This is a genomic window from Catellatospora chokoriensis (assembly GCF_011297315.1).
GTDB lineage: Bacteria > Actinomycetota > Actinomycetes > Mycobacteriales > Micromonosporaceae > Catellatospora > Catellatospora citrea.
In genome coordinates this window covers 205,222-231,100 of record NZ_JAAOTI010000014.1, presented here as the reverse complement: position 1 = coordinate 231,100, position 25,879 = coordinate 205,222, and the positions used below count along the sequence as shown (strand labels likewise).

Genomic DNA, 25,879 nt, shown 5'->3' with positions numbered 1-25,879 from the left:
TTCCTCAACCTCACTCATCGGTCCTTTGCCTCTCCTCTGACACTTGCGGTCGTTTGTGGAGCCTGGATGCGTGATGGACGCGCCAGCCAGCCGGCGAGCGTCAGTACGACGATCAGTCCGGGGATGACGGCGGCCGATGTACCGAAATGATCTGCCAACGGGGCGTAGCAGATCAACGTCAATCCCGTACCGACCAGTAGGATGACGGCGGCGGACCAGAGCCCGTACGAGACATAGGTGACCTTCGCACGATACGGGTAGCCTGCGACACCCGGTCCGCGCCCGAACGGCCGCCACAGCGACAGCTGCAGGAAGCGGCGGCTCTCCCCGGACAGGTTCGTCACCCGCAGCGCGTAGCTGAGCATGCGGTAGCCGTCCAGCGGCGCGAGCGGGATCAGGTTCACCAGTGCCTGCACCGCGCCGACGAGCAGGAAGCCCGCCAGCGGCGCCCGCACGGCGGACTGCGCCGGCAGCAGCAGCCAGGCCGCCGCGAACGGCAGCAGGTATGCCGCGTTGACCAGGGCCCCCGATGCCGCGATGGCGGCCTGCCTCCGTCGTGATTGGAGGTACAGGAGGTTGTCCACAGTGCACGATAGCGTCAGCATGCTGATGCCGCTGACCGTGCAGCCGAAGTGTCGCGCCGACACGCCGTGCGCCAGTTCGTGCAGCGCGGCGCTCACCCAGACCAGCAGGAACACCGCGACGATCGCCCACGGCTGCCCGCCGAGGCCGCGGAACCCGTCGACCAGCTCGGGCAGGTGCACGCCGAGCACGGCGAGCATGGCCGCGCAGGCCAGCACCACGCCCAGCACGACCGGGCCGCGGATGGCGAACCGCACCCAGCCGTGGACCCGGTCCACCACCGCCGCGGCGTCGCGGACCAGTCGGAACCGGTGGACCCGGCGGACCGGCTCCGGTGCCGCCGCCTCCGCCGGGCTGCCGGCCAGCAACTGCCGCCCGTGCAGCAGCCACAGCAGCTGCTCCCAGTGGCCGTCGCCGAGCCTGCGGCCGAAGGCCGCCGCGTACTCCGTGCCGATCTGCGCCAGCGAGCGCGCCCCGTCGAGCCTGCTGATGAGGAAGTGCTCGCGCTGGGCGATCTCGAACGCACGCCCGTTGCGCGGGTCCTTCACCAGGTAGACGGTGCCCGGCCCGCGCTGCAGCGGCGCGCTCAGCAGCAGGTCGCCGCGCAGCCGCGGGCGGGCGTCGGTGAGGGTGCGGGTGCTCACGGCGCCGCCTCCAGCCGTTCCCGCAGCGACCGGCCCAGCAGGTAGGACAGGTACGCCTCGTCGCGGATGGTGACGTGGAAGCGGTTGTTGGTCATGTGCAGGTACGGCGACAGCACCAGCGGCAGCGCCCGCTCCGGGTCGGTGACGGCCCGGTCGCCGGAGCCGTCCCACGAGCGCAGCACCAGCTCGCCGCGTATGGACAGCTCGCGGGCCCGGTCGGCCAGCTCGAAGCAGTGCACCGCCCAGGCGCGCAGGAACTCCGGCAGGCGGTCCAGCTCACGCCGCTCCAGCACGTCCAGCACCTCGACGAAGCGGGCCGACAGGTCGCCGGCCATGCCGTCGTACATGCGGGCGTACTCGTTGGTGCCGATGAAGTTCGTGCCGGCGAACGCGCTGTGCCAGAACGTGTGGTAGCTGTCCAGGAAGTCGACCAGCTTGCGCCGGTCGGGCAGGAAGCAGGCCGCCATCACCAGCATCAGCTGCGCGGCGACGCCGAACAGCACGGGCCGCAGGTGCAGGTTCATGGTGCGGATCGCGTGCAGCACCGTGTCGCTGGAGTGCTGGAAGTGCCACTCCGCCAGGGCGATGCCGGCCGGGCCGCCGTACTTGCCGTACTCGGGCTCGTAGTCGCGGTAGGCGAAGGAGTTGTTCGGCTGCATGCGCATCTGGCCGTCGTCGCCGATCAGGTGCGCCGGGCGGCCGTCGGGGAACTCCAGCTCGAAGAGCTTGTTGTAGAGCTCGCCGAGGAAACCGGTGCCCATCTCGTACAGCGCGGGCCGCCGCCGCAGGAAGGCGTTGATCTCCGCCTCCGCCCGGGCCGTGACCTGCTCGGTGTGCTCCGGCCGGGCCGGCTTGAGCCGCAGCCGGATGTGGGTGCCCTCCAGCCAGTAGTTGATGAAGAAGTACCCGGCCAGCAGGCCGTCCTCGGTCAGCTCCTTGACCAGCGGGCCCACGCAGTGGGTCAGCAGCGGTTGCGGGTTGGCGGCGTAGAAGACGTGGATGGCGAGCCACTCGCCGGTGACGGCGCCCGCGGGCGCCGGAATGGTCTGGGTCATGACGATGCACCCCTGGGGTCCGTGTGCGCGGCAAGCGGCGCCGGCGACGCCGCGTGGTGCAGGGTCTCGATCGCGAACTCGGCGACGTGGTCGCCCCGCTCGGAGCCGACGTGCAGCTCGTCCTCGGCCGGCAGCATCTCCCGCAGCACCACCCGGGCCTCGGGGCTCTTCACGAGCGCCTCGAACGCGGTCAGCGACAGGAAGCTGTCGAAGTCGAGGTACTGCGGCTTGGCCCCGCCGACGGCGCGGCCGCCGTTGCCGTACAGGGTGGCGAACACCCGGCGCGGCACCCCGTGCTCGGCCCGCCAGCGGTTCCAGTCGAGGAACCAGTCGGCGTCCGTGCCCGCGGCGTTGCGCAGCGGCAGGTCGGCGACCAGCACCGACCAGCTGCGTCGGCTCACCACGAGGCGGCCGTGGCGCACCCGCGGCCGGCGGGACACGCCCCGGTCCGGCACGGCCGGCGCGACGCCGCCCCACACGTCGAGCCGGGCCATCGAGGCCGGCGACAGCAGCAGCAGGGTGCGGGAGATCTCCGGCAGCGCCATCGGCATCAGATAGCCGAGGTACACCGGGATCACCTCGCGGTCCAGCCGCCGCGAGCGCAGCACCACCCGGTCGGCGTCGGCGTCGTGCACCAGGTAGAGGTCGTCCAGCGGCAGCTGGTCGGCCTCCGGCACGGTGCTCGACTCCCCCGGGCAGACGATCACGTAGTCGGTGAGCTGCCCGTGCAGGTTGAGGTTGGTGGACGCGCTGCCACCGGTGACCTCGGCGAACACCGCGCCCGCCGGCTGGATGGCGGCCGCGTGGCGGCGCAGCCCGGCCGACAGCGGACCCGCCGTGCCGTCCTGGGCGGAGCCGTCGAAGCAGTGCGTGAACCGGCTGAACGGGAACGACAGCCCGCCGAAGGACTGGTTGAGCACCAGCAGCGGGTCGTCGGGCCGGTCCACCAGCTGCATGAAGTGGCCCTGCGGCACGAAGCCGCCGGCGACCGGGGCCAGCTCCTCGCCGACGTGGGCGATGAAGTCGTCGTCGATGACGATCTCGTCGCGCCCGGCCGCGTCCTCCCACAGCTTGCGCATCCGGCCGGCGAACTGCCGCCGGGCTGCGTCCAGCGCGGTGATGCCGGGCAGCGCCAGCCAGTTCTCCTCCGGCACGTACTCGTGGTCGTCGCCGAACGGCCGCCGGTCGGCGGTGTATGACACGTACTGGTCGTAGAGGTCCTCGTGGAAGTCCTCGACCAGGCCGAGCATGTCGTCGCAGCGCCCGCCGCGGCCGAAGCGGGCCAGGAAGAAGCCCTTGAAGGTGATCCGGTGCGCCAGCGTCATGTCGAACGCGGGCAGGATGCGCTCGATGCCCGCGATCGCCGGCCCGAACAGCTCCCGCCAGGCCGCGCCCGCGGCCCGGACCTCGCCGGTCCGCACGTCCTCGTAGACCAGCGCCTGTGGCAGGCTCGCCGCCTCGTCGCCGAGCCGTTGCTGGATCGCCTGCAGGCTCTCCCGCAGCTGCGCCAGCAGCCGCCGCCGCTGCCCGACGTCACCCGCCGGGTACGCGTCGAGGCAGGCCAGCGGCGTGTCCAGCCACCCCGCCACCTCGAACGCCCAGGACGTGTCGACCGCGCGCAGCGACGCCTGGAAGGCGCGCACCGGGTCGGCGGTGTGCACATCGGTCTCCAGGCCCTGCACCTGGAGCATGCCCAGCCGCAGCAGCGTGGACAGGTACTGCTCGCACTCGTGCGGCTGGGTGCCCGGCTGGCGGGCCAGCCAGTCCACGATGTCGCGGCAGCGCAGCCGCGCACCGTCGGCGAACAGCTCGATGATCCGGTCCAGGATCCCGCTGCGGCGCAGGAAGAACAGCCCGTCCTTGACCGAGTCGAAGCTGACCGAGGCGCTGTCGTCGCCGACGGTCACCCACCGGCGTACGTAGCGGACCCGGTCCTCCTCGCGCCGCCAGCCCGGGCTGAGCGTCACCGGCAGGTCGCCGCGCCGCGCCGGGTCGGCCAGGATCAGCTCGGCGAGCCGGCCCAGCACGACCACGTTCAGCCGGACGTGGCTGGACCAGCGCGGGTCGGCGGTGATGTGGTGGCCCTCGCCGCCGCCGTCGAAACCGCCCAGCCCGATACCCGTGAAGGTGCTGAAGGGGCTGGTCTTGCAGGCGGTGCGGTACAGGTAGGACAGCACCGAGCGCTCCAGCTTGCGCAGCTTCTTGTCCACCTTGCCGCCGGGGGCCTCCCGGTGCAGGGCGTCGAGCTGCCCCTCCAGCACCGGGGAGGCCAGCAGCAGGCCCAGCCGCAGCCGGTCCTCGGTGATCAGCTCGCGCAGCGCCGCGCGGTTGCGGTCCAGGTCCGCGGCGAGCAGCGCCGCGCCCTGGGCCCGTTTCGCGTCGACGCGCCGCCGGTCGTCGATCCAGTCCGACAGCTGTGCGGCCGTGAACACGTCCTGTGCCAGCACCAGCCGCACGGCCTCGGCCGGGTCGGCGGGCAGCGCGTTCTTGAAGACCTGCCGGCGCAGCGCCAGCAGCCTGCGGCGCGCCTGGTCGTCGGAGTTGGCCCCGATCAGCTCGTGCAGCAGGTCGCTCAGGTGCGCGGCACGGCCGCGCAGCTGCTCCTCCAGCGCGATGACCTCGTCGGCCCACGCGCTCGCGCCGGCGCAACGCAGCCCGTGCACCGCCTGCACCGGCAGGCCGGCGCTGCGGAGCATGAACTGCGGCCCCAGGCTCCAGGCCGGGGCCCTCGCCCCGGCCGTCCCGATGTCCTCGCCCCGCGGAGCGCGGGTCGGGGGTGATGTGTTCACGGCGGTCCCTCCATTCCCTTCGCTCAGACCAGCTCGTAGCGGAAGTCGGCGGGGTGGCGACGCTCGTGCCCGACCAGCATGATCAGCAGGGGCATCTCGCCCGTCTGCTCGATGCCGAGCTGCTCGATGTACGAGATGTTGTCGAACCCCAGCGCGACGCCGCAGCCCAGATCGAGGGCCGCGGAGGCGGTGTAGAAGATCTGCGCCACGGCGCCGATGGTCGCGTTGACCACGTTGTAGCCGCGGTCGCCGACGGCGTCGAGCACGGCCGCGGTGCGGATGGTGGGCACCACCACCGCGCCCGCCTGCTCCAGGTTGTAGTTGGACAGGAAGTAGTTGCGCTGCAGGAAGTCGCCCGGCGGCACCGGGTCGACCAGCCGCAGCGCGTGCGCCCTCGGGTCGTACTCGTAGCTGCCCGCGGGCACGTCCTGGACGTGGTTGACGTAGGCGTAGAGCTTGGTCAGGTTCACCTCGGCCGGGCCCGCGTCGCCGTTGAGGTTCGCCGTCGCGGTCGCCGCGAGCAGCGTGCCCAGCTCCCCCGCGGTCATCACCCGCTCGGCCTCGAACCGGCCGAAGCTGCTGCGCCGGCTGCGCAGCGTGGCCCGGATCCCCGCGTCCAGCGGCTGCGGGGCGGGCAGGGTGATCCGCTCGCCGTCCGCCGGGACGGGCAGGGCCGCCGCGGCGGCCAGCGCCCCGGGGTCCGGCCGCTCGGCGGCGTGCGCGCTGGTGGCCCGGTGGATCTTCGTCAGGGTCGGGAAGTGCAGCACGGTCCGCGACCGCTCCCGGTCGCGCAGCCGCACCGTGGGGGCCGGGTCGTCGCCCAGCTCGCCCTCGGGGTTCCCGGCCGGCCGGGACACCGCGGCGCCGGCCCAGGCCAGCGGCACGACCGCGAAGACGCCCTCGGCGTCGCCGCCCGCGCCGACCAGGTCGCCCAGCGCGGCGGCGTCGAACCACAGCGCGGGCTCGATGCGCAGGCCCTGTGCCTGCGCCCACATCCGCCAGGTCTGCAGCACCGTGCCGACGTCCATGCTGACGGCGTGGTAGGAGAAGCTGTTGTACTTGAAGGCGTTCTGCCAGTACTTCACGCCGATCACGAGGAACTGGTCGGTCCCCTCCGGCAGCGGCAGGTCGCCCAGCGCGCGGCGGACCCGCTCGGTCACGTCGCCGGTGAGCAGCCGCTGGAAGGCGTGCTGCGGGTTGGCGTAGTAGTAGATCCCGGGGGTCATCGGGCCGCTCGACCCCGACACCCAGTAGACGGAGCACGGGTAGAGCCCGCCGCCCGAGGCGGTGCCCCGGTGCCAGTTGGCGTACGCGTACTGCGGCAGCGCCGCCATGTCGGTGTTGGCCTGCACGCCGAGGCGGCGGCCGAGCAGCCCGTACGAGTCGCGCAGCATCCCGCCGAGCAGCGGCAGGGTGAACCCGGCCGCCGGCTCGCCGGGCGCGTCGAGCCCGGCCTGCACCGTGGCGTCCGCGGGTGGCGGCGCGTCGGGCAGCGGGAGGTTCTCCGCGTCGGGGTAGAACTTGCTCTTGCGCGGCGCATCCGGCCAGTTCGGCTCGAAGTTGAACGGTGGCATCGCGACCCGCCCCCGGTGCATGATCGCCGTGGCGTAGTCATGGGCGTATCCCACGGTGGTTCCTCTCTCGTCGTCGTCGGCTCAGGGGAAGGGGTGTGGCGCCGGGTTCAGGTCCTGCGGACGCAGGTCGATGTCGCGCAGTCCCGCCGCCCGCAGCGCGGTGCGCACCCGGGGCATCAGCGGGGCCCGCTGGCGCATCCAGCCGAAGTCGATCGGCAGCAGTCCGGGCACCAGCACGCTGACCGTGTGCAGGCCGAGGTCGCGCTGCTCGGGCATGGTCTGGTCGACCACGATCACGTCGAAGCCCTTGTCCGTCACCGCCTGGACGCAGCGCTCCAGGTCCTCGCGCAGGTCGGTGGCGAGCGGCGGGGCCGGGCGGCTGCCGCCGTAGATCTCGGCGACCGGGCGGGCGGGCGTGTGCGGCTGCCCCTCCGGTCCGATGAGGAACTCGGCGTAGCGCCGCATCTGCGGCACGCCGTACATCAGGGGGTGGTCGTGCAGGCCGCGGACCAGGTCGAAGTCCTCGGTCAGCGTGCGCAGCCGGGCCTCGTCGGCCAGCGTGCGCCCGCGCACCTTCACCGAGTCGGTGGCGATCTCGCACAGCGCGGCGCTCATCGCCGCCTCCGGGTCGAGGCTCGCGCCACCGCCGAAGCACAGCGTGCCCAGGCCCCCGTCGCGGCGTACGGCCACGCCGGTGACCACCGGGATGTCGAAGGTGATGCGGGTGTCGAAGAAGCGGGCCTGGTAGCCGTACATCGCCATCCGGTCCACCATGTGCCGGGTCGCCGGCCGGGCGCTGGACTGGGGGTCGATCTCCGGCAGCGCGCTGCGCCCGTGCCACATCAGCAGGAACGCATCGCGCTCGACGAGCTCCATGAGCCCGAAGTAGATGGCCTCCTCCAGCGACCCGCCGGAGGCGCAGCCGTTGGAGGTCTCCTGCACGAACCGGTTCTCCATGCCGGTGGCGTGGTAGTACACCAGCACCTCGGGCACGAGCACGGGCCGCTGGTCGCGCAACGACCAGCCGTACACCCAGGGGATCTCCCGCTCCGGGGTGAACCGGGTGACGTAGGGGTTCTTGTCGTAGAACTCGTCGGAGTGCACCCCGCACACCCGCGGGTCGAGCGCGGCGTCGCCCAGGTCGCGCAGCGACGCGACGACCTTCGCCGGCTTGGCGCGGGCGCGCAGCCCGGCGGCCCGTTCCATGCCCTCCAGCACCCCGATGCGCGCGCTGCGGGCGTACGTGTCGGCGTGGCCGCCGTACAGCGTCTCCCGCAGGTACACCCCGGAGCGCAGGGTGAACGCGCCGATGGTCGGCGAGGTTGACACCGAGGACATGTCGTAGAGCAGGTTGGTGCTCAGCGCGCCGCACACCGGGTTGGCGAAGGCCTCCAGCTCGAAGCCGTAGTCCTCGACCTTGCGCACCCGGAACGAGCCCGGGTCCAGCTTCGGCGCGGGACGCAGCGTGATCTGCGCGCCCTCGGCGGTGTCGTCGAGCTGCCGGGCGCAGTCGGGGCACTCGGCGTCGGGCACCAGCGGCCAGCGCCGCACCCGCAGCGTCTCCAGGTCGACCTGGTAGACGCACGCCGTCGTGTCGTCGCGCGCCGGCTGCTCCGCGCGGACCAGCTCGGTGATCAGGGCGGCGACCGTGTCGGCGGCGAACGCCGTCGCGTACGGGTTGTCCCCGACCGCCTCGGTGTCCGAGCCGAGCTCCAGCGCGTCCCGCAGGTCCGTCGAGCGGATCGACTGCCACCGCCGGGCCAGGCATCGCCCGCAGGCGCCGGTCGTGCCGATCGGCCCGACGATGGCGGTGCGGCCGTACACGTGCACGGGCACGCCGCCCGCGGACAGCCCGGTCGCGGGGCGCGACAGCTCGTCGCGCACCCCGAGCGCGCTCACCTCGACCGGCCGGCGCGTCCCGCCCCAGCGCTGGGCGCTGCGGCGCAGCGCGGCGTCGAGCGGCGCGCAGGTGCGGTCCCACAGGACCTGCGCGGTGGTCATCGGTCGGCCCTCCGCGCGAGGAGCACCCGGGCCGTGTGGATACCGGCCGTGCGCAGGTCCTCGGGGGTGGTCGGGACGGCCAGCGCGGTCAGCCCGAGGCAGCTCAGCGCGTCGAGCACCCCGGTCCAGGTGGTGGCGGCGTCGAGGGTCGCCGCGGCGGACCCGGTCGGGTGCAGGGTGCCGGCGTCGAAGTCGCCGAGCACCGGGTCCCCGCAGTCGACGGCGGCGTCCGCGGGCAGCTGCTGGCGCAGCTGCACCTGGCCGAGCAGGTCGCGCACCGCGGCCAGCGCCGCGGCCTGCCAGGAGGTGTCGGCGGCCACCGCCCACACCCAGCCGGCCCCCTCGGGCGCGGGGGTGCGCGCGAACAGCGCGTGCCCGGCCCCGTCGCCCGGCAGCTCCAGCAGGTCGAGCCGGATGCCGAGGTTGTGCGCCGACTTGACCAGGAAGGTCAGCTCGGCGTCGCCGTCCATGGTGTCCAGCCCGATCCGGGTCACCTCGCCGCCACGGATCGCCGCGGTCAGCGCCCGGTGCGCCAGTGCGGACAGCAGGCCCTGGCCCACCGCCTCGGTGAGGTCGGCGCCGGCGCCCGCACCGGCCCGGGTGGCGGCGAAGACCCGCCGCTGGTTGGCCGGGCCGGACGGCTGGACCGCCGCGACGGGCACCTGCACGGCCTCACCGGTGGTCAGGCAGACCGCCGTGGTCTGCGGGCCGGCCGGGTCGCCGACCGCGGGCACACCCGTGGCGGTGCCGAAGGCCGCCGCGTCGAGCCGCGGCAGGGTGGGGTCCGCCGCGGGAAGCAGTCCGGCGCGCTCCACGTAGACCACCGCGGCCTCGTGCAGCGCCCGGCGGCGTGCCCCCGCGACGTGGTGCACGTCGAAGGCGGACACCTGGCGGCGCTGCCCGGCGGCGGTGGCCAGCTCGACGGTGCTGAGCTTGAGCGGGGTCTGCGTCCACTGCTCGTCGGTGTACTTCACGAACACGCCGGTGTGCGGCTGCAGCAGCATCGCGCGGGCGTTGAGCTCCTCGACCAGGGCGTCGGCCGCGTCGTCGGCGTTGGCCTCGGCGTTGGCGCGCGCGGCGGCCGCGGCGGCGAGCGCCACGTCGGCCGTGGTGCGCCAGGAGGTGTCGAGCACGTCGTCGCCGGCCGCCGTCGACGGACCGCAGTGCGGGCAGCGCGGATGCGGCAGCAGCCGCTCGCTGATCACGTCCAGCGAGGCCAGGTTCTGGATGATCACCTTGCCCGCGGTCTCGGCCGGCAGCGCGCCGGTGGCGATCCGGAACACCTCGTAGCCGAGCAGGTTGCCGATCATCGCGGCCAGCGGGCCGCCCGGGCGGCGCACGGGGGCGGCCACCGCCTCGGGCAGCGCCACCGTGCTCCACAGCGCGGCGCCGACACCGGCGTCGCCGTTGGCGCTCAGCCGCAGCGCGGAGCAGGTCCAGCAGCCGGCCGAGCCGGCGGTCATCAGCGGGCCGACGACGGCCCGCTCGCCGAAGACCCAGGTCGGCACCAGCGTCTTGCCCTCGGGCACACCCGCCGACAGCAGGCGCAGCGTCTGGTACGGCGCGCGCTCGCCGCCCGCCACCACGACCACGTCGTAGTCGGCGAGATCGGCCCAGTCGAACACGGACCCGGCCTCGCCCAGCGGCAGGATGGTCACGGGCGCGGCGGCCGCGGTGAGCTCGGCGGCCTCCGCCAGGTTCTGCTCGTGCAGGTCGGCCGCCTCGCCGCCGCCGGGCACCACGCCGAGCACTGCCGCACCGTTGCGGACCAGGCTGGAGGCGCACCAGCGGGCGACCGGCGACTCGCCGAGCACGGCGATCCGGGCCTGCCGGAACCGGTCGAACCGGGTCTCCGGGGCGTCGGCGTAGTGGTCGATGTAGGCGATCTGCGCGGCGAACCGCTCGGCGACCGCGGCGGCCAGGATCGGCTCGCCGGTGCCGTCGTCGGTCGGCTCCGCGGCCCGCGCGAAGTCCCGGGCGTACAGCGCGCTCACCAGCTCGCCGACCATCTCCCGCTGGTCGGCGCCGAGCCCGGCGCAGATGTCCGCGACCCGGTTGCGGCCGGTGAAGTGCGGCATGAGCAGCGATGCCAGCCGGTACGCCGTCCTGGCGTTGACCCGGAAGCCGCCCTGCGAGTTGTGGAACAGCACCCCGTCGGGTGTGCGGGTGAACAGCAGGTCACGGCGGACCCGTGGGCGGGTGTCGGCGACTCGTTCGTAGGCGGTGGTCATGGTGGATACACCTCTGTCCTATGCGGCGTTGACAACGCGGAGGGATACGGCCGGTTCGCCCGGGATGGCGACCATGCCGCGGCCGGCGGTACGGGCGGCGCTCGGTTTGCGGTTGACGTCGACCAGGCGGGTGGTGCCGGTGGTGCGGGGAAGGGCCGGGCCGACCGGTTCGGCCACCGCGGGCACGAGCCGGCTGCGCGCGTACAGCCACAGCAGTTCGTGCATCGCGTAACGGCCCGGCCCTTCCTCCAGGAGGTTCGCGTCGACAAGCTGGTCCAGCAGCTCTTCGGCCGACGCGCGAGCGGCACCGAACAGCTGGGCGCTGTCGGTGACCGTGAAGACGGGGTCAGCGGCCGCGCCGAGCCTGGTGAAGGCTTCGGCGAGGGCCGGCTCCAGGCGGGCCAGCGCCCGCTGGAAGCTGTTGCGCACCGACAGCAGCGGCTCGTCGGGCAGCGCGAGCCGGGCGATCCGGTCGTCGCGCAGCCAGGTCACCGCGTCGGCGATGCGCAGGCGGGGACGGGTCTGCAGCCGCGCGCCGACGATGCGCAGCGCGAGCGGCAGGTGGCCGCAGGCGATGGCGAGCCGGGACAGCTCGTGCGGCTCGGCCCCGGACCGCTCCGCGCCGAGCACCGTGGCCAGCAGCTGGTCGGACTCGTCGGGGTCCAGCACGTCCAGCCGGTGCACCCAGCCCCCGTGCGTGGCGACCAGGCCGGCGAGGCTGCGCTGGCTGGTGATGACGACGGCGTTGCCCGCGGCCGCCCCGTAACTCGGCAGCAGCGGGCGCACCTGCTCCACGCCGAGCACGTCGTCGAGCACCAGCAGGCCGCGCGGGTGGCCGGTCACGGGCCGGTTGCCGGCCGGCCCGAAGGCGGCGTCGAGCTGGCGGGTGATCTCGGCGGCCGGGCGGGCCAGCCCGTCCGGGCCGGTCATCGCCACGAACAGCTCGCCGCCGGGGAAACCCGCCTGGACGAGCCCGGCGACGTGCACCGCCAGCGCGGTCTTGCCGATTCCCGGCGGCCCGGTGAGCAGCACGGTCGCCGCGCCGGGATCGGCCAGCCGGGCCACGATCGCGTCGCTGACCACGGCCCGCCCGGTGAAGCTGGACACCGTCGGCATGCCGGGTGTGGCGACGGGCATCGCCGAGGCGGCCGGGCCGGGCTCGGGCCGCTCGGCGACGGCCACCGGCGGCAGCTCCTCGCCGCGCAGGATGACCATTTCGAGTCGCTGCAGCCCGCGTCCCGGATCGACGCCCAGCTCGTCGAGCAGGTACTCCTTGATCCGGCGGATCTCGCTGAGCGCGTCGGCCTGCCGGCCGGTGCGGTAGAGCGCCTCGATGAGCTGCTCCCCGAACCGTTCGTGGCCGGGGTGGGCGCGGGCGGCCTCCCACAGGTCGACCAGCGCCGACCGGGACCGGCCGAGCGAGATCTTGATGTCGCTGGCCCGCTCCAGCACCTTCAGCCGCTCCTCGGTCACCCGCGGCACCACGTCGCGGTGCAGGGCGTCGGAGGGCACGTTGGTGAGCAGCGGGCCGCGCCACAGCGACAGCGCGCCCTCCAGCAGGGACAGTTCGGCCTCGGCGTCGGCCTCCGCGGCCGCCCGGCGCACCAGCTCGCGGAACCTGAGCAGGTCCAGCGACTGCGGGCCGGCCAGGATGCGGTAACCGCCGGGCACGGTCTCGATGGCGTTGGCGACGATGCCGTGCCGGCCGAACAGCTGCCGCAGCCGCATGGCGCAGGTCTGCAGCGCGGCTTTCGCGGTGACCGGCTGGTCCTCGCCCCAGATGGCGCGCTGCAGCGCCCCGGCCGAGACCACCGCGTTGGGGTTGAGCAGCAGCACGGCCAGCAGGATCGTCGGCTTCGACGGTGCGAGCACGACGGACTCCGAGCCGTCGGTGATGGTCAGCGGCCCGAGCAGTTGGAACCGGGTCCGGCCCGGCGCCGGGTCGGCCTGACCCGGCGCCGGCGGCGTCTCGTGCCCCGGTCCCGGACCGTCGATGGTCCAGGCGTTGCGTATTTGCTGCATGGCGATGGCACCTCTCGGCGGGATCTGAGGCCCAGCGGGCGGTGGAGCACTCGGCTGCGGCGGGGCCGGCCGGTCTGGCACGGGTCACGGCCGGTGGATGGACCAACCGCGGAGTGCCGGCACGGAATGAATCGCGCGTCCGCATACCTTGCGGACTATGTAGTCGGAGATGCTCTGCTCGGAGGCGACCGTGAATACGCCGACTTCCACACAGTCGGCGCCGGCCCGGGCGTGGATGTGCTTCACTCCGTCAGACAGAGCCGCGTTGAGCCATAACAGGTCGACGATCTCGCTGACTGACAGGTGGATGCCGGGGCTTTCCGGCGGCCGGAGGACGATCATTGTCAGCAGCATTTCCTGGTGCCGTTCTAGTCAGTCTTGGCTGTCGGGCTCTGCGGCACCCGGCTCCAGTCGAAGCCATCCGCGACGGTGTCGGTGCGGTGCTGCGGCAGCCCGGTGAATGCGGCATTGGACGCGATGACCGAGAGGCTGAAGAATGCGGCGACGGCGAGTCCGCAACGCATTGCGACAGACATTTGCATGACCTTCATGACAGCTTCTCCCCAAGCTCGTAGGTCGTTTTCTCCGGTGCTTTTCTCGCTCTGGGATAAGCGTGCATCCGGCGAGCCGCCGTGTCATCGATTCTGTATTGGACCGAAGCGGCCCTGACCGCTTCCGTCCAGGCCTGCGGCGGAGAACCAGCAGCTCAGGGCCTGTGCGTCCGGGCATGCACACCCGAGCTCACCAGAGTGCCGAGACACGCGATCCGTTGCGGCACAAGGCTTCGCGAACGTCCGGGCAGGTGAAGGAGGGTCCAGTTGGCCGGAAACGGCCAGCCGTCGACGGACCGGGCCCACTTGGACGGCGTACCCACGACGCAGGCTGCGGAGCCGCACGTAATCTACCGGCGGGTAACGATCCGCCATCGGCCGAACGGCTTAGGCCAATAAGCCGGTTGTCGTATTCTCGGTCACGATTGCTGTCCTATTCTGCTACTCCACAATGGACCGAATGTGTTGCACAATGTGGCCGAGGCGCGCTCTGAGGACGACGGGGGAAGCATGCTGGAGCGACTCGGGGTGTCCGCCGAGGCCGAGGCCGTGTATTGGGCCATGCTGAAGCACCCCACGTGGGACGTCGAGGAGATCGCCGAGGCGCTCAGCCTGCCGGATTCCCGGGTCAGGGAGGCGCTCGGCTTCCTCGCGGAACGGGCGATGATCCAGCCTGCGGCGGGCCGCCCGGGGATGCTGCGCGCGGTCAGCCCGAAGCTGGGGCTCACCGCGCTGCTGGCGCACGTCGAGGCGGAGCTGTCCGAACGCCAGCAGTACTTCGCGACGGTCCGGGCGTCCATCGTCGCGGTGGCCGACGCGTACGACAACGGCCACGAACGCGACGAGGTGGTGCGCCTCGACGGCCTGGACGCGGTGCGCGACCGGCTGGCCGAACTGGCCCGCACGGCGCGGCACGAGTGCGCCACGTTCACCGCCGGCAACGCCCTGCCGCCCACCGCGATCGAGTCCGGCAAGTCGCTCAACCAGCTCGCGCTGGAGCGCGGCGTCGCGATCCGCAACATCTACCAGGAGAGCAGCCGCAACGATCCGGCCACGCTGGCTTACGCGACCTGGATGGCCTCGATCGGCGGCCGCAGCCGCACCGTGGCGACCGTGCCGATGCGGCTGACCCTGGTCGACCGGGAGATCGCGCTGCTGCCGCTGGACGTCACCGACAGCAGCAAAGGCGCGCTGGAGATCCGCAGCGGCAGCATGGTCGCCGCGCTGTGCCTGCTGTTCGACCAGACCTGGGAGCTGGCGACCCCGTTCGGCGAGACGCCCCAGCTCGACGAGCACGGGCTCAACCCGCAGGAGCTCACCGTGCTGCGGCTGCTCAACGCGGGGCACACCGACGAGTCGGTGGGCCGCAAGCTCGGCGTGTCCGGGCGCACCGCCCGGCGGGTCGTGGCCGACCTGATGAAACGGCTCGGGGTGGAGAGCCGCTTCCAGGCCGGGGCCGAGGCGGTGCGGCGGGGCTGGCTCTGAGCCCCGCGCCCGCTACTTGATTTTGATCGAGACCGGCACGCTGCGGTCGGTGCCGACCCTGGCGAACAGCTGATACGACCCCGCCGCCGGTGCGGGCCCGGTGGCCACCCGCACCTGGTTCTTGGCGCAGGCACTGCTGGACTTGCCGTTCCAGGCCACGGTGAACACCATCTCCCGGCCCGCCGCGAGCGCGGTGACCTGCTTGCCCGTCGGCGCGCCGCAGTGGTCCGACGACCAGACCTTGTCGGTGCCGTGCATCAGGAACAGCTCCTGCGCGTCGGCCCCGATGTCACGGTTGCAGGTGTGCTTCGACAGGTTCTTGAGCACCAGCGTGAACCCGACCGGGACCCCGCTCTTGACCTCGGTCTTCGACGCCCGCGCGAGCACCTGCAGGTCGCCGTCGGTGCAGGACTCCTTGGCCGCCACCGGCTTGGGCTTGGCCCCGGCCGCCTGCGGCGCGTACCGCACGCGGTAGATCTTCGCGGTCGGCAGGACCGGGTTGTAGCCCTGGTCGGGGTAGAGCCCTGAGAAGTAGAGCCCGTCCGGGCCGGCGGCGATCCCGGCGACCGTCGTCTTGCCGTACCCGTTGTACTCGACCAGGGTCTTGGGCTTGGACACCGAGCCGTCCTTGCCGAACGTGAACTCGACGATGCGCTTGCCCCGCAGCTGCGGGCCGGTCCCGTAGGTCGGGCCGCTTTCGGACACGAACGCGTTGCCGAGCTTCGAGTCGGGGAACCCGGCCGTCTGGTTGCCCTCCTTCTGGATGAAGGTGATGCCCACCGGCGCGTGCGTCGGCGCCCAGTTGTAGAGCGCCTTCTTCTTCAGGCTGGAGGTGTTGGAGTTCCAGCCGTAGTCGGCGCCCTTGAGGATCCGGGCCAGCCGGTCGTTGTTGGTCGAGCCGTTCTCCACCGAGTAGTGCTGGCCGTCCGCCGCCCGCCAGGCCCCGCCGAACGGGTTGCGGAAGCCCGACGCGAAGACCAGGTCCTTGACCTTGCTCTTGTCCACCGGGTCGTAGAACGGGTTGTCCTCGGGCGCGGTCCCGTCCAGGTTGACCCGCAGCACCTTGCCCCGGGCGTCGGTGAGATCACGCGCCTTCTCCGGGGCGAACCCGTCGCCGATGTGGATGTACAGCTTGCCGTCCGGCCCGATGGTCAGGTTCGAGATCTGGTGCGAGGCGACCAGCGGATCGTCCTTCAGGTCCAGGACGGTGGTGACGGTCTTGCCGGTCAGGCCGCCGTCCTCGCTGTGGATGCGCACGACCTTCGGGAAGAACTCCAACCCCGCCTTGTACAGCATGCTGGCGAACACGTCGCCGGTCGTCGGTTCGACCACGATCCCGGTCAGGCCGATCTCGCCGGTGCCGGGGAAGTCCGCGTACGGGTCCCAGTTCAGCAGGTTCTTGGCGTACACCCCGACCTTCAGGTCGCCGCGCACCACCTTGATCGTGCCGTACAGCTCGGTGACGTAGAACATCGGCTTGTCGGGCGCGATGGCATGGGAGGGCACCATGGCGATGTTCACCGGCAGCTCGAACCCCGACGCCACCTCCTCGACCTTGTACCCGGGCTGGGCCACCACCCACTGCGGCGCGCCGGGCAGCGGCTTGCGCTCCTTGTCGGTCCGGAACGGCCGCGTGGTGTACGGGCTCCACTCCGTCGCCGGGTTGCCGCTGCTGTCCTTGTGCCGGACCCGCAGCTCGTAGTCGCGGTCACCGGGCAGGTCACGGCGCGTCGCGAAGGCGTTCTCGAAGACGCCGTCACCGAAGTGGGTGTGCGTCTTCTGCACGCCGCTGATGCAGTCGGCGAACCACACCCGCTCGTGCGGCTGCACCGTCCAGATCTCCCAGTCGGTGCAGACGTGCTCGCTGCCCGCGTCGACGTCCTGCATGGGGCTGGTCTCCATGTGCACGTCCGCGCCGCTGAGCAGCTGGCCGTCGTGCTCCGGCTCGGTGATCACCGGACCGAGCGGGGCCGACGTGGCGGGCAGCACCGGACCAGCGGTGTGCTGGCACGCGGCGATCACACCCAGGACGGTGAGCAGGATCGCGACCAGGATGGACTCGCCGGCGAGCGCGATCTTGCGAGCGTTCATGCGGGCTGTCCCCCGGGGTCGTGTCGTCACCTCACGTAACTCGGGCGAGGGTACAGAGACTTTTGGGGGCTGTTGTGTATTACACGCCCATTATTACAAACTACGACCCATTTGTCCGTTTGGCGGGCTGGAAACTGACTCGTCGATTGCATAGCGTGTCCGGATGACGCACGCGACCTTCGCCGACGGCGACGCCTACGAAGCCTATGTGGGGCGCTGGAGCCGTCCCGTCGCGCAGGCTTTCCTCCGGCGGCTGGCCGTGCCCGCCGGCCGGGAGTGGCTCGACGTGGGCTGCGGCACCGGCGCGCTGACCGAGACCGTGCTGGCCATGGCCGACCCCGCACAGGTGACCGGCGTGGACAGGTCGGCGGCCTTCGTGGACCTGGCGCGGGCCAGGATCTCCGACAGCCGGGCGGCGTTCCAGGTCGGCGATGCCCGCCGGCTGCCGCTGCCGGAGCAGAGCGTCGACGTCGCGGTCAGCGGCCTGGTCCTGAACTTCGTGCCCGACCCGGCGCAGGGGGTCGCCGAGATCGCGCGGGTGCTGCGGCCGGGCGGCGTCGCCGCCGCCTACGTCTGGGACTACGCCGAGGGTATGGCGATGATGCGGCACTTCTGGGACGCCGCCGCCGAACTCGACCCCGCCTCGGCCGCCTGGGACGAGGGCCGACGCCTATCGGTATGCAGCCCCGACGCCCTGCGGGCACTGTGGACCGAAGCCGGGCTGACCGCGGTGGCCGTCGAATCCGTCAAGGTCCCGACGGTGTTCGCCGACCTCGACGACTACTGGGAGCCGTTCCTGGGCGGGCAGGGGTCCGCGCCCGGATACCTGCGTGGCCGGTCCGACGATCACCGTGCGGAGCTGCGCGAACTGCTGCGCTCCCGGCTCCCGGCGGCCCCGGACGGCACGATCCCCCTCACCGCCCGAGCCTGGACGGTCCGCGGCCGAACCCCTCCCACCCCATAAAGGACAAATCCAAATGACCCAGGTGGACGAGCGCGCGGCGCTCGCACCCCGGACGATTCTCGAACACGCCGAACTCCTGCATTTCACCCATCCCGACGGCCCGCTGCCCGACGGCGGCCGCCCGTATCCGGACGCCGAGCGCCACGCCGCGCTACCGCAGACCGGGCGACGGACCGCAGCGAGCAACAAAGCCCTCGTCGACCTGGTGACCTCGGTCTACCGGGCTGAGCCCGCCGCGGCCCGCGCCCGGTTCGCGCTGGCCGAGGCGCTGCGGTCGGTGGGCATCACGTCACGCGGGGGTGGACCGCTCATCGAGGCGGTGGCGTCCTTCGACCCGCGCTGGCGGCACCGGGTCGGGCGGCATCTGGCCTGCACCGGCACCGAGCGGAGCCAGGTCCTGGTCGGGCTGATCCTGCTCGGCGGGGTGGCCGGCCCCGACGACGCGCTGCCCGTACGCCTGCTCGGCCTGCTCAGCAGGCACTTCGGCGAGCCGGCGATCCGCGTGCTCCGGCAGATCCCCGCCGCCGACGACCTGATCTGGCTGGCCGAAAGGTCCGATCCACCGCGCCACGCACATGCCGTCTCCGCGTTGTGCGCCCTGGCCGACCCGGCCACGTTCGCCTGGCTGCTGCGCGAAGGCGTGCGCTCCGGCGAGCCGTCGGCCGAGCATGCCCGGTCCGTCGCCGCAACCGTCGACCTCCCCGACCTGCTCAGCGCGGATGGACCGGCGGGAAGGCGCCCTGGTGCCGGGGAGGCGCCCTTCCTTCACCTCGGCGAGGGGGAGGTCGTGGCGCAGGCGGGGCGGTTGCTGGCCACGATGATGGGGCGTGAGGCGGGTAATGCCGAGCTGCGCCGGTATGCGGACGCGGGGGCGGCGCTGGCCGGGTTCACTCGCGGCGTCGGGAGAATGCGTCCCGGGCTCGACCGGTACGCGATGGTCGTGTCCGTGCTCGCCGACCTTCATGCGGGTCAGGCGGCCACGCTCCCCCTGCCGGAGGGCGAGCTGTCCGCGATGCGGGCAGCGCTCGAACGCCTTCTCGACGAGCCTGACTGGGCCGCCGTCAGGGCGGACGCCGAGCAGTCGGCAGACCCGGCCACGCGGCACCGGGCACAGTGGGCCCTGGCGACCCGCACCGCCTGCCGCCTGACTCCGCTGCCTGCCGAACCGGCCGGGCAGACGCCGCCCGACGGCGCACCGCCGGACGGCGGGCGGAGCAGCTTAGCGATCCGGGTGGCCGTCGGCGACCCCGGTCGGCACGGCGGCGTCGAGACCAGGATCTTCATCGACGGGCGGCCGATCGTCGGCGAGGCGTTCGACAAGGGACCGTCCGAGCAGCCCGAATACCTGCTCGGACCCGAGCACCGGCTGCGTGCCGGCGACGAGCCGCACGAGGTGCGCCTCGCCGAGGCGGAGTGCACCGAGGGCTGCTGCGGGGCGCTCTACGTCACCGTCGAACGCCAGGGCGGCGAGGTCGTCTGGCGCGACTGGCGCAACCCCGACCGGACCGGCGTCGACCTGCCGTCCTACCGCTTCGCCGCCGCCGACTACGACGCCGAGGTGGCCCGCGCCGAGAGCGACCACTCCTGGGAGTGGCCCGACCGGACCGTCGCCCGGCTGCTGCGGGCGCGGTTGCGGGCGGAGCCGGACCTGCTCGGCCGGTGGGACTGCGATCCCGGCTGGGTGTCGGCCTGGCCGCACGATCTGGGGCGGGTGCAGGTGGCGTACTTCCACCCGCGCCGCCCGAGCCTGGCGGACGAGCCGTGGTTGCAGTTCGTCGCCGTCATCGACTTACCGCCGGGCGAGCCGGAGTCCGTCGCCGACGCGGTGGTCCGGCAGCTGGCCGACATCGATCCGCGCCGCCCCGAGTGGCTTTCCGGTGGCAGCGCCGAGGCCGCAGTGGCACTCGGCTTCGACTGGCCGCCCGCACGCCGACCCTCGTGATGATCGCCGTTTCGGAACGGAGAAGTGCGGTCCGGCCGCATCTCGTGACCCGAAACGGCGTTCATCGCGTACCGGCGGCGAGGTTCACGCCTGGTCGCCGGTCGATTTCGGCCGTCCGTGGCGCGGTGTCCAGCCCGGCCAGCGAGAATTCAGGCATGTGGGAGCCGGTGCTGGACCGCGACGCGCGCGGCACCGCCGCACGGTCGGCCGCGGCTCAGCTGGCCTCCGCGGGCGTGCAGGCCGTCGCCCTGACCTGGGTCGACAACGCCGGTGTGACCAGGGTGAAGGGGGTCCCCACCGAGCGCCTGGACCACGCCGCCGCCTGGGGCGTGGGCATGTCCCCGGTGCACGACGTGTTCTGCGTCGACGACAGCATCACCGCCGGCGACCTGATCGGCGGTCCGGTGGGCGACCTGCGCCTGCATCCTGACCTGGGCGCGCTGACCGTGCTCGCGGCGATGCCCGGCTGGGCCTGGGCCCCGGTGGACCGCTGGACCCAGGACGGCGAGCCGTATCCGGTGGACCAGCGCCTGTTCGCCAAGCGCATGGTCGAGCGCGCCCAGGCGGCGGGCCTGCACCTGCGCATGGCCTTCGAGATCGAGTGGTTCCTGGCGCGGCCCGACGGCTCGCCCGCGGCCGACGGTCCGGCCTACGGCATGGCGCGGCTGGCGGAGCTGTCGGACTTCGGCCGGGACCTGCTGGCCGCGCTGGCCGCGCAGGGGGTGGCGGTGGAGCAGTTCCATCCCGAGTACGGCCCGGGGCAGCTGGAGGTGTCGGTCGCGCACGCGGACCCGGTCACCGCCGCCGACCGCGTGGTGCTGGTGCGCGAGACGATCCGGGCGCTGGCCCACCGCCACGGGTTCCGCGCCTCGTTCGCCCCGGTGGCCCTCGCGGATCAGGTCGGCAACGGCATGCACCTGCACTTCTCGGTCTGGGCGGGCGGGGTGAACCTGTTCTCCGGCGGCGACGGCCCGTACGGCATGACGCGCCGCGGCGAATCCGTGCTGTCCGGGGTGCTGCAGCGGCTGCCCGCGCTGGCCGGGCTGGGCGCGCCGAGCCCGGCCAGCGCGCTGCGCCAGGCGCCGCAGCGCTGGGCCGGGGCCTACCAGTGCTGGGGGCACGAGAACCGGGAGGCGGCGCTGCGCTTCGTCACCGGCGCGACCGGCCATCGGGACACCGCCGCCAACGCCGAGATCAAGTGCGTCGACGCCTCGGCGAATCCGTACCTGGTGGCAGGCGCGGTCTGCGCGCTGGCCACGGACGCCGCCGGGGCCGGTATGCGGCTGCCGGACGAGGTGCGGGTGGACCCGTTCACGCTCGCCGAGGCACGCCGGCCACCCCGGCTGCCGGACTCCCCCGCGCTGGCCGCCGAGCGCCTGCGCGCCGACGCGGGCCTGGTCGCGATGCTGGGCGAGCCGCTGCTGGACGCGTTCAACGCCGTGCACGGCGCCGAGGCCGACACCCTCGGCCGCCTGACCACCACCGAACTCGTCGAGGCGGTCCGGTGGCGCTACTGACCGAGGACCTGCCGCTGATCGACGGGCACTGCCATGCGATCACGACGGGTCCGCTGGACGACGCGGCGTTCGAGCTGTGGTGCACCGAAGCGGACGAGCCGCCCCCGGCGGGCACGTCCTACCTGGACAGCCGGGTCGGGCTGGCGCTGCGCCGCTGGTGCGCGCCGGTGCTGGACCTGCCCGTGCACGCCCCGGTCGAGGACTACCTGCGGCGGCGGCGCAGGCTGGGGCCGGACGAGGTCGCGGGGCGGCTGCTGCGGGCGGCGGGCCTGTCCGCGCTGCTGGTGGACACCGGCCCGGTCGCGGGCGGCCTGGCCGACCGCGGCGTGCTGGGCACGCTGGCCGGAGCCCCGACCCACCAGGTGGTACGCCTGGAGCTGCTGGCCGAGCAGGTAGCGCCGGGAACCGACGCGAGCGGGTTCGCGGCCGCGTTCGCCGAGGCGCTCGACGAGGCCCTGCCCGGGGCGGTGGCGACGAAGTCGATCGCGGCGTACCGGCACGGCCTGGACCTGGACCCGGCGCGGCCGGGACCGCACGAGGTGAGCGCGGCGGCGGCCCGCTGGTTTCGCGACGGCGGGCGGCTGACCGATCCGGTGCTGCTGCGCCACCTGCTGTGGAGCGCGGTGGACGCGGGGCTGCCGATCCAGCTGCACACCGGTTTCGGTGACCGCGACGCGGCGCTGGCCCGCGCCGACCCGGCGCTGCTGCAGCCGTTCTGCGAGGCGACGCTGGCGTTCGGGGTGCCCCTGGTGCTGCTGCACTGCTACCCGTACCACCGCCAGGCCGGCTGGCTGGCGCAGGTGTACCCGCACGTCCACGCCGACGTGGGGCTGGCCGTGCCGCACCTGGGCGCACGGGCCACGGCGGTGCTCGGCGAGTTCCTGGAGCTGGCTCCGTTCAGCAAGGTGATCTACTCTTCCGACGCGTACGGCCTGCCGGAGCTGTACCTGATCGCCGCGGCGCAGCTGCGGCACAGCCTGGGCCTGGTGCTGGCCGAGATGGTCGACGACGGCGCGGCGGCTCCGGCCGACGCGCGGCGCATCGCCGAGCAGGTCGGCGCGGGCAACGCGGCCCGCGTCTACCGGCTGGGCTGATCACGCCCGGCACACCGGTCGCCGGGTAGACGATCAAAACGTGAGGGAATGGGTATGGGCCAGAGGCCAGCCGCACCCACCGGATCGAGGTGACGCATGAACCCCGCCGCCAGAACCCGCTACGGCACTCCCGCTGGTACCGCCCCGTACCGCCGAACCCGGCGGAACCTGCTGCCTCCTCCTGCCCCGCCGGTGCCGGAGCACGAGGAGGCGGCCGGGCACGACGTCCCGACCGGGCCGACACCGATGACGCCGCACGACCAGGTCCTCGTGGAGGGCCCGTTCACCCGGGTCGACCTGCGCCGGATCCGTGGCCGGATCCACGAGCTGGGCGAGTCGTGGCGGCTGCCGGAGCCGATCGGCTGGGCGCTGGAGCTGGTGACCACGGAGCTGGTCGTCAACGTCGTCATGCACGCCGAGGGGCAGGGCAGGCTGCGGCTGTCCCGCTACCCAGGATGGGTGTTCTGCCAGGTCAGCGACGTCGGGCCGGGAGTGAGCCGGCCTTACACGGCGGGCTGGCAGCCGCCGTCGGGGACGCAGACCTCCGGCCGGGGCCTGTGGATCGCCCGGTGCTTCTCCGACCGGCTGACCATCGACTCCAGCGCGCTGGGCACCACGGTCACCGCGAAACTCTGGGCGCCGTCCGGGCCGCGGTGAGTCAGGGCCAGCTCGGGCGCAGCGGCATGCCGCTGGCGCCGTGCCCGTCCAGGCGTACGCCCAGCACCTGGTGCAGCTGCACCTGGTCGCGTTCGAAGCCGAGGCGGCAGCCGGCCAGGTAGAGCCGCCACACCCGGGCCCGGCTGTGCCCGATCTCCTCGACCGACTCCGCCCAGTGCCGTTCCAGGTTCGCCGACCACTGGGTCAGCGTCAGCGCGTAGTGCTCGCGGAAGTTCTCCTCGTGGCGGATCTCGAACCCGCTCTCGTTCATCACGCCGATCAGGTGGCCGATGCCCTCCAGCTCGCCGTCGGGGAACACGTACTGGTTGATGAAGGTGCGCCGGTAGCGGCCCGGGTCGCGGTTGTCCGGCCGGGTGATGCAGTGGTTGAGCAGCCGCCCGCCGTAGCGCAGCCGCTGCAGCAGGAACCGGAAGTAACCGGGCAGCTGGGCGCGGCCGATGTGCTCGGTCAGGCCGATCGAGCTGATCGCGTCGTAGTGGTTGACCGGCACGTCGCGGTAGTCCATGTGGCGCACCTCGGCCAGGTCGGACAGGCCCGCGTCGGCGATCGCCTTGGCCGCCCACTCGGCCTGCCGCCGGGACAGGGTGACTCCGAGCGCCTTCACGCCGTACTCGCGGGCGGCGTGCATGACCATGCCGCCCCAGCCGCAGCCGACGTCCAGCAGCCGCATCCCGGGTTGCAGGTCGAGCTTGCGGGCGACCAGGTCGTGCTTGGCGAACTGGGCCTGCTCCAGGGTCGCCGCCGCGTCGGGGAAGACCGCGCAGGTGTACGCCATGGACGGGCCGAGCAGCCACTCGTAGAACCGGTTGGACACGTCGTAGTGGTGGGAGATCGCGGCCTGGTCGCGCTCCTTGGAGTGGCGGCGGCCGCGCAGCCGGGCCTCCATCGGCGGGCGCGGCGGCGGGTTGAGCAGCTTCAGGCCGCCCAGGTCGCGCAGCGCGCGATACCGCCCGGACCAGGACTGGTCCATCTGCAGCCCGTTGACGGCGGTGAGCGCGGCGTACATGTCGCCGTGCACCTCCAGGTCACCGGAGACGTAGGCACGGGCCAGGCCCAGCTCGTGGCGGCCGGTGGCCAGATAGGACAGCGCGCGCTCGCTGCGCACCTCGATGCCGACGGCGGCGTCGGACGGGCCCGCCTCGCTGCCGTCGAACGCGGAGAACCGCACCGGGACCGGGCCCGTGACGAGCCCCTGGACCACCTTCGCAATGCTCATGTCGACCTCACCGAACACACTTGTCGTAAAGGTCGGGCAGCCGACCGTCCGGGTCGTACTCGCCCTTCACCGCCGCGTACGCGGGGCCGTTGTAGAGCTCCCAGAACTCCTCACGCGGATAGTGCACCGTGGAGTAGAGGGACTTGTGGCCGCCGAGCGCGTCGACCCGCGCCTCGATCAGCCGGTTGTGGAAGTCCGCGGCCTGGCCCGGCCGCCGCGCGACGCTGGACCAGAACCCGAAGTTGACGTACAGGTCGTCGGGCTTGAGCGGGTAGAGCGGCCACGGCACGGGATCGCGCAGCCGCAGCGGGCACAGCCACAGCGGGGTGATGCCGACCTCGCCGAGGAAGAAGTCCAGGAACTCCGGGCCCTGGCGCACCGGCACCTCGACGTCCTGCACCACGGCCTCCTGCGGCGGCCGTCCGCGCACCTTGTCCAGCCGGGCGCTGAGCCGGTGCCTGCGGTCGAACCCGACGATGCGGTGGTAGACGTCGGAGCGCCGGTAGCGGCTCGGCCACAGCCTGCGCACCAGGGGATGCTGCGCGCCGAAGGCCCGCGAGCACCAGAACCAGTCGGTGTCCCAGCGCCACAGGTAGTCGCGCACCGTGAGGTAGTCGATGGGCCGCCGGGACGGCGACCGGTAGTAGATCTCCTGGCCGGTGTAGTCGCTGGTCCACGGCGCGGTGTCGGTGAACGTGCCGATGGTCAGGTACATCTGGCGGCCGTGGAAGACGGTGCCGTCGAGGAAGTCGACGCGCGCGTCGCCGTCGCGGCCCGTGCTGCACAGCTCGTCGAGCGCGGCGAAGCAGGCGGCGGCGTTGTCGAAGCGGCGGTGGCGCAGCCGCACGTACGGCTGCACGGGCTCCAGCTCGATGGTCAGCCGCAGCGCGTAGCCGAGCGTGCCGTACGAGTTGGGGAACGCGCGGAACAGCTCGGCGTGCTCGTTGTCGGGCCGGGCGACGACCACCCGCCCGTCGCCGGTGAGGATCTCCATCTCCAGCACGGACTCGTGCGGCAGCCCGTTGCGGAACGACGACGACTCGATGCCCAGCCCGGCCACCGCCCCGCCGATGGTGATGGTCTTGAGCTGCGGCACGACCAGCGGCATCAGCCCGAAACGCAGGGTCTCGTCGACCAGCCGCTCGTAGGTGACCATGCCCTGCACCTGGGCGGTGCGCTCGGTCTCGTCCACGTAGATCACCGAGTCGAAGGCGCTCACGTCCAGGCCGGGCCCGGTGTCCGGGCGGCCGAAGCGGAACAGGTTGGACGTGCGCTTGGCCAGCCGCACCGGTTCGGAGCGAGGCAGGGCCTGGTACTGCGCCCGCAGCGCGCGTACCGCACCGGCATGGTCCTCAACGGATGGCCCCACGCTGGAAACGTACCCCCACCCGGTGTGCTCGGCGTCATAAATCACTCATCACCGATACCCGCCCGTGGTTGACT

Annotated in this window: 18 protein-coding genes; 6 read left to right on the top strand and 12 right to left on the bottom strand. The window is 72.8% G+C overall.

All coding sequences use genetic code 11. From position 1 onward, the window contains the following. Nucleotides 1–14 precede the first annotated feature (14 nt). From HAV39_RS22270 to HAV39_RS22230, 9 genes are all read right to left on the bottom strand, one after another. A complete protein-coding gene (locus tag HAV39_RS22270) occupies nucleotides 15–1,226 on the bottom strand; it encodes a metalloprotease (RefSeq protein WP_191841088.1) in 1,212 nt (403 codons plus the stop codon). Continuing rightward, complete coding sequence (locus tag HAV39_RS22265; protein WP_191841087.1) at nucleotides 1,223–2,281, bottom strand: lantibiotic dehydratase C-terminal domain-containing protein; 1,059 nt, start codon at nucleotides 2,279–2,281, stop codon at nucleotides 1,223–1,225. Before HAV39_RS22265 ends, HAV39_RS22270 begins: the two co-directional genes overlap by 4 nt. Continuing rightward, complete coding sequence (locus tag HAV39_RS22260; protein WP_373311582.1) at nucleotides 2,278–5,028, bottom strand: lantibiotic dehydratase; 2,751 nt, start codon at nucleotides 5,026–5,028, stop codon at nucleotides 2,278–2,280. Before HAV39_RS22260 ends, HAV39_RS22265 begins: the two co-directional genes overlap by 4 nt. A 65-nt stretch (nucleotides 5,029–5,093) precedes the next feature. Further along, nucleotides 5,094–6,665: a nitroreductase family protein gene (locus HAV39_RS22255; protein WP_203736072.1), complete on the bottom strand. Its 1,572-nt coding sequence runs from the start codon at nucleotides 6,663–6,665 to the stop codon at nucleotides 5,094–5,096. Between the two features lie 60 nt (nucleotides 6,666–6,725). Beyond that, a complete protein-coding gene (locus tag HAV39_RS22250; protein ID WP_191841085.1) occupies nucleotides 6,726–8,645 on the bottom strand; it encodes a TOMM precursor leader peptide-binding protein in 1,920 nt (639 codons plus the stop codon). After that, nucleotides 8,642–10,876 carry a TOMM precursor leader peptide-binding protein gene (locus HAV39_RS22245; RefSeq protein WP_191841084.1) on the bottom strand — a complete coding sequence of 745 codons (2,235 nt, stop codon included), beginning with the start codon at nucleotides 10,874–10,876 and terminating at the stop codon, nucleotides 8,642–8,644. Before HAV39_RS22245 ends, HAV39_RS22250 begins: the two co-directional genes overlap by 4 nt. 18 nt (nucleotides 10,877–10,894) lie before the next feature. Next, nucleotides 10,895–12,898: an AfsR/SARP family transcriptional regulator gene (locus HAV39_RS22240; RefSeq protein WP_191841083.1), complete on the bottom strand. Its 2,004-nt coding sequence runs from the start codon at nucleotides 12,896–12,898 to the stop codon at nucleotides 10,895–10,897. 84 nt (nucleotides 12,899–12,982) lie between these two features. Next, a complete protein-coding gene (locus tag HAV39_RS22235) occupies nucleotides 12,983–13,240 on the bottom strand; it encodes a hypothetical protein (RefSeq protein ID WP_147432738.1) in 258 nt (85 codons plus the stop codon). Between the two features lie 26 nt (nucleotides 13,241–13,266). After that, nucleotides 13,267–13,449 (bottom strand): hypothetical protein, encoded by a 183-nt coding sequence (locus tag HAV39_RS22230; protein ID WP_191841082.1) that lies wholly within the window; start codon nucleotides 13,447–13,449, stop codon nucleotides 13,267–13,269. A 510-nt stretch (nucleotides 13,450–13,959) separates the two neighbouring features. On the opposite strand from HAV39_RS22230, the gene HAV39_RS22225 reads away from it, so the two are divergent. After that, complete coding sequence (locus HAV39_RS22225) at nucleotides 13,960–14,934, top strand: TrmB family transcriptional regulator (protein ID WP_191841081.1); 975 nt, start codon at nucleotides 13,960–13,962, stop codon at nucleotides 14,932–14,934. A gap of 12 nt (nucleotides 14,935–14,946) precedes the next feature. On the opposite strand, the gene HAV39_RS22220 is transcribed toward HAV39_RS22225, so the two are convergent. Further along, entirely contained in the window at nucleotides 14,947–17,025 is a 2,079-nt protein-coding gene (locus HAV39_RS22220; protein WP_191841080.1) for a PQQ-dependent sugar dehydrogenase, read from the bottom strand. A gap of 163 nt (nucleotides 17,026–17,188) precedes the next feature. Between HAV39_RS22220 and HAV39_RS22215 the strand changes: the two genes are divergently transcribed. From HAV39_RS22215 to HAV39_RS22195, 5 genes are all read left to right on the top strand, one after another. Beyond that, nucleotides 17,189–17,989 carry a class I SAM-dependent methyltransferase gene (locus HAV39_RS22215; protein ID WP_191841079.1) on the top strand — a complete coding sequence of 267 codons (801 nt, stop codon included), beginning with the start codon at nucleotides 17,189–17,191 and terminating at the stop codon, nucleotides 17,987–17,989. A 13-nt stretch (nucleotides 17,990–18,002) separates the two neighbouring features. Continuing rightward, a complete protein-coding gene (locus tag HAV39_RS22210) occupies nucleotides 18,003–19,931 on the top strand; it encodes a hypothetical protein (RefSeq protein WP_191841078.1) in 1,929 nt (642 codons plus the stop codon). A gap of 155 nt (nucleotides 19,932–20,086) precedes the next feature. Then, nucleotides 20,087–21,448: a type I glutamate--ammonia ligase gene (locus tag HAV39_RS22205; protein WP_191841077.1), complete on the top strand. Its 1,362-nt coding sequence runs from the start codon at nucleotides 20,087–20,089 to the stop codon at nucleotides 21,446–21,448. Then, entirely contained in the window at nucleotides 21,436–22,542 is a 1,107-nt protein-coding gene (locus tag HAV39_RS22200) for an amidohydrolase family protein (RefSeq protein ID WP_191841076.1), read from the top strand. Before HAV39_RS22205 ends, HAV39_RS22200 begins: the two co-directional genes overlap by 13 nt. 96 nt (nucleotides 22,543–22,638) lie before the next feature. Next, the gene (locus tag HAV39_RS22195; RefSeq protein ID WP_191841075.1) at nucleotides 22,639–23,199 is read left to right on the top strand and encodes an ATP-binding protein; all 561 of its coding nucleotides are present in this window, start codon (nucleotides 22,639–22,641) and stop codon (nucleotides 23,197–23,199) included. 1 nt (nucleotide 23,200) lies between these two features. Here the strand turns inward: HAV39_RS22195 and HAV39_RS22190 are convergent, their stop codons facing one another. Together HAV39_RS22190 and HAV39_RS22185 are read right to left on the bottom strand one after the other, a co-directional pair. Further along, nucleotides 23,201–24,436 (bottom strand): SAM-dependent methyltransferase, encoded by a 1,236-nt coding sequence (locus HAV39_RS22190; protein WP_191841074.1) that lies wholly within the window; start codon nucleotides 24,434–24,436, stop codon nucleotides 23,201–23,203. Nucleotides 24,437–24,443: 7 nt separating this feature from the next. Continuing rightward, the gene (locus HAV39_RS22185) at nucleotides 24,444–25,805 is read right to left on the bottom strand and encodes an FAD-binding oxidoreductase (protein WP_203736062.1); all 1,362 of its coding nucleotides are present in this window, start codon (nucleotides 25,803–25,805) and stop codon (nucleotides 24,444–24,446) included. Nucleotides 25,806–25,879: the final 74 nt, after the last annotated feature.

Excerpts from the sequence above, each read along its gene's own strand:
- HAV39_RS22215 (WP_191841079.1), top strand. The coding sequence starts at position 17,189 with ATGACGCACGCGACCTTCGCCGACGGCGACGCCTACGAAGCCTATGTG.
- HAV39_RS22230 (WP_191841082.1), bottom strand. The coding sequence starts at position 13,449 with ATGAAGGTCATGCAAATGTCTGTCGCAATGCGTTGCGGACTCGCCGTC.
- HAV39_RS22245 (WP_191841084.1), bottom strand. The coding sequence starts at position 10,876 with ATGACCACCGCCTACGAACGAGTCGCCGACACCCGCCCACGGGTCCGC.
- HAV39_RS22210 (WP_191841078.1), top strand. The coding sequence starts at position 18,003 with ATGACCCAGGTGGACGAGCGCGCGGCGCTCGCACCCCGGACGATTCTC.
- HAV39_RS22195 (WP_191841075.1), top strand. The coding sequence starts at position 22,639 with ATGAACCCCGCCGCCAGAACCCGCTACGGCACTCCCGCTGGTACCGCC.
- HAV39_RS22220 (WP_191841080.1), bottom strand. The coding sequence starts at position 17,025 with ATGAACGCTCGCAAGATCGCGCTCGCCGGCGAGTCCATCCTGGTCGCG.
- HAV39_RS22265 (WP_191841087.1), bottom strand. The coding sequence starts at position 2,281 with ATGACCCAGACCATTCCGGCGCCCGCGGGCGCCGTCACCGGCGAGTGG.
- HAV39_RS22235 (WP_147432738.1), bottom strand. The coding sequence starts at position 13,240 with ATGATCGTCCTCCGGCCGCCGGAAAGCCCCGGCATCCACCTGTCAGTC.
- HAV39_RS22225 (WP_191841081.1), top strand. The coding sequence starts at position 13,960 with ATGCTGGAGCGACTCGGGGTGTCCGCCGAGGCCGAGGCCGTGTATTGG.
- HAV39_RS22250 (WP_191841085.1), bottom strand. The coding sequence starts at position 8,645 with ATGACCACCGCGCAGGTCCTGTGGGACCGCACCTGCGCGCCGCTCGAC.
- HAV39_RS22205 (WP_191841077.1), top strand. The coding sequence starts at position 20,087 with ATGTGGGAGCCGGTGCTGGACCGCGACGCGCGCGGCACCGCCGCACGG.
- HAV39_RS22240 (WP_191841083.1), bottom strand. The coding sequence starts at position 12,898 with ATGCAGCAAATACGCAACGCCTGGACCATCGACGGTCCGGGACCGGGG.
- HAV39_RS22255 (WP_203736072.1), bottom strand. The coding sequence starts at position 6,665 with ATGCACCGGGGGCGGGTCGCGATGCCACCGTTCAACTTCGAGCCGAAC.
- HAV39_RS22190 (WP_191841074.1), bottom strand. The coding sequence starts at position 24,436 with ATGAGCATTGCGAAGGTGGTCCAGGGGCTCGTCACGGGCCCGGTCCCG.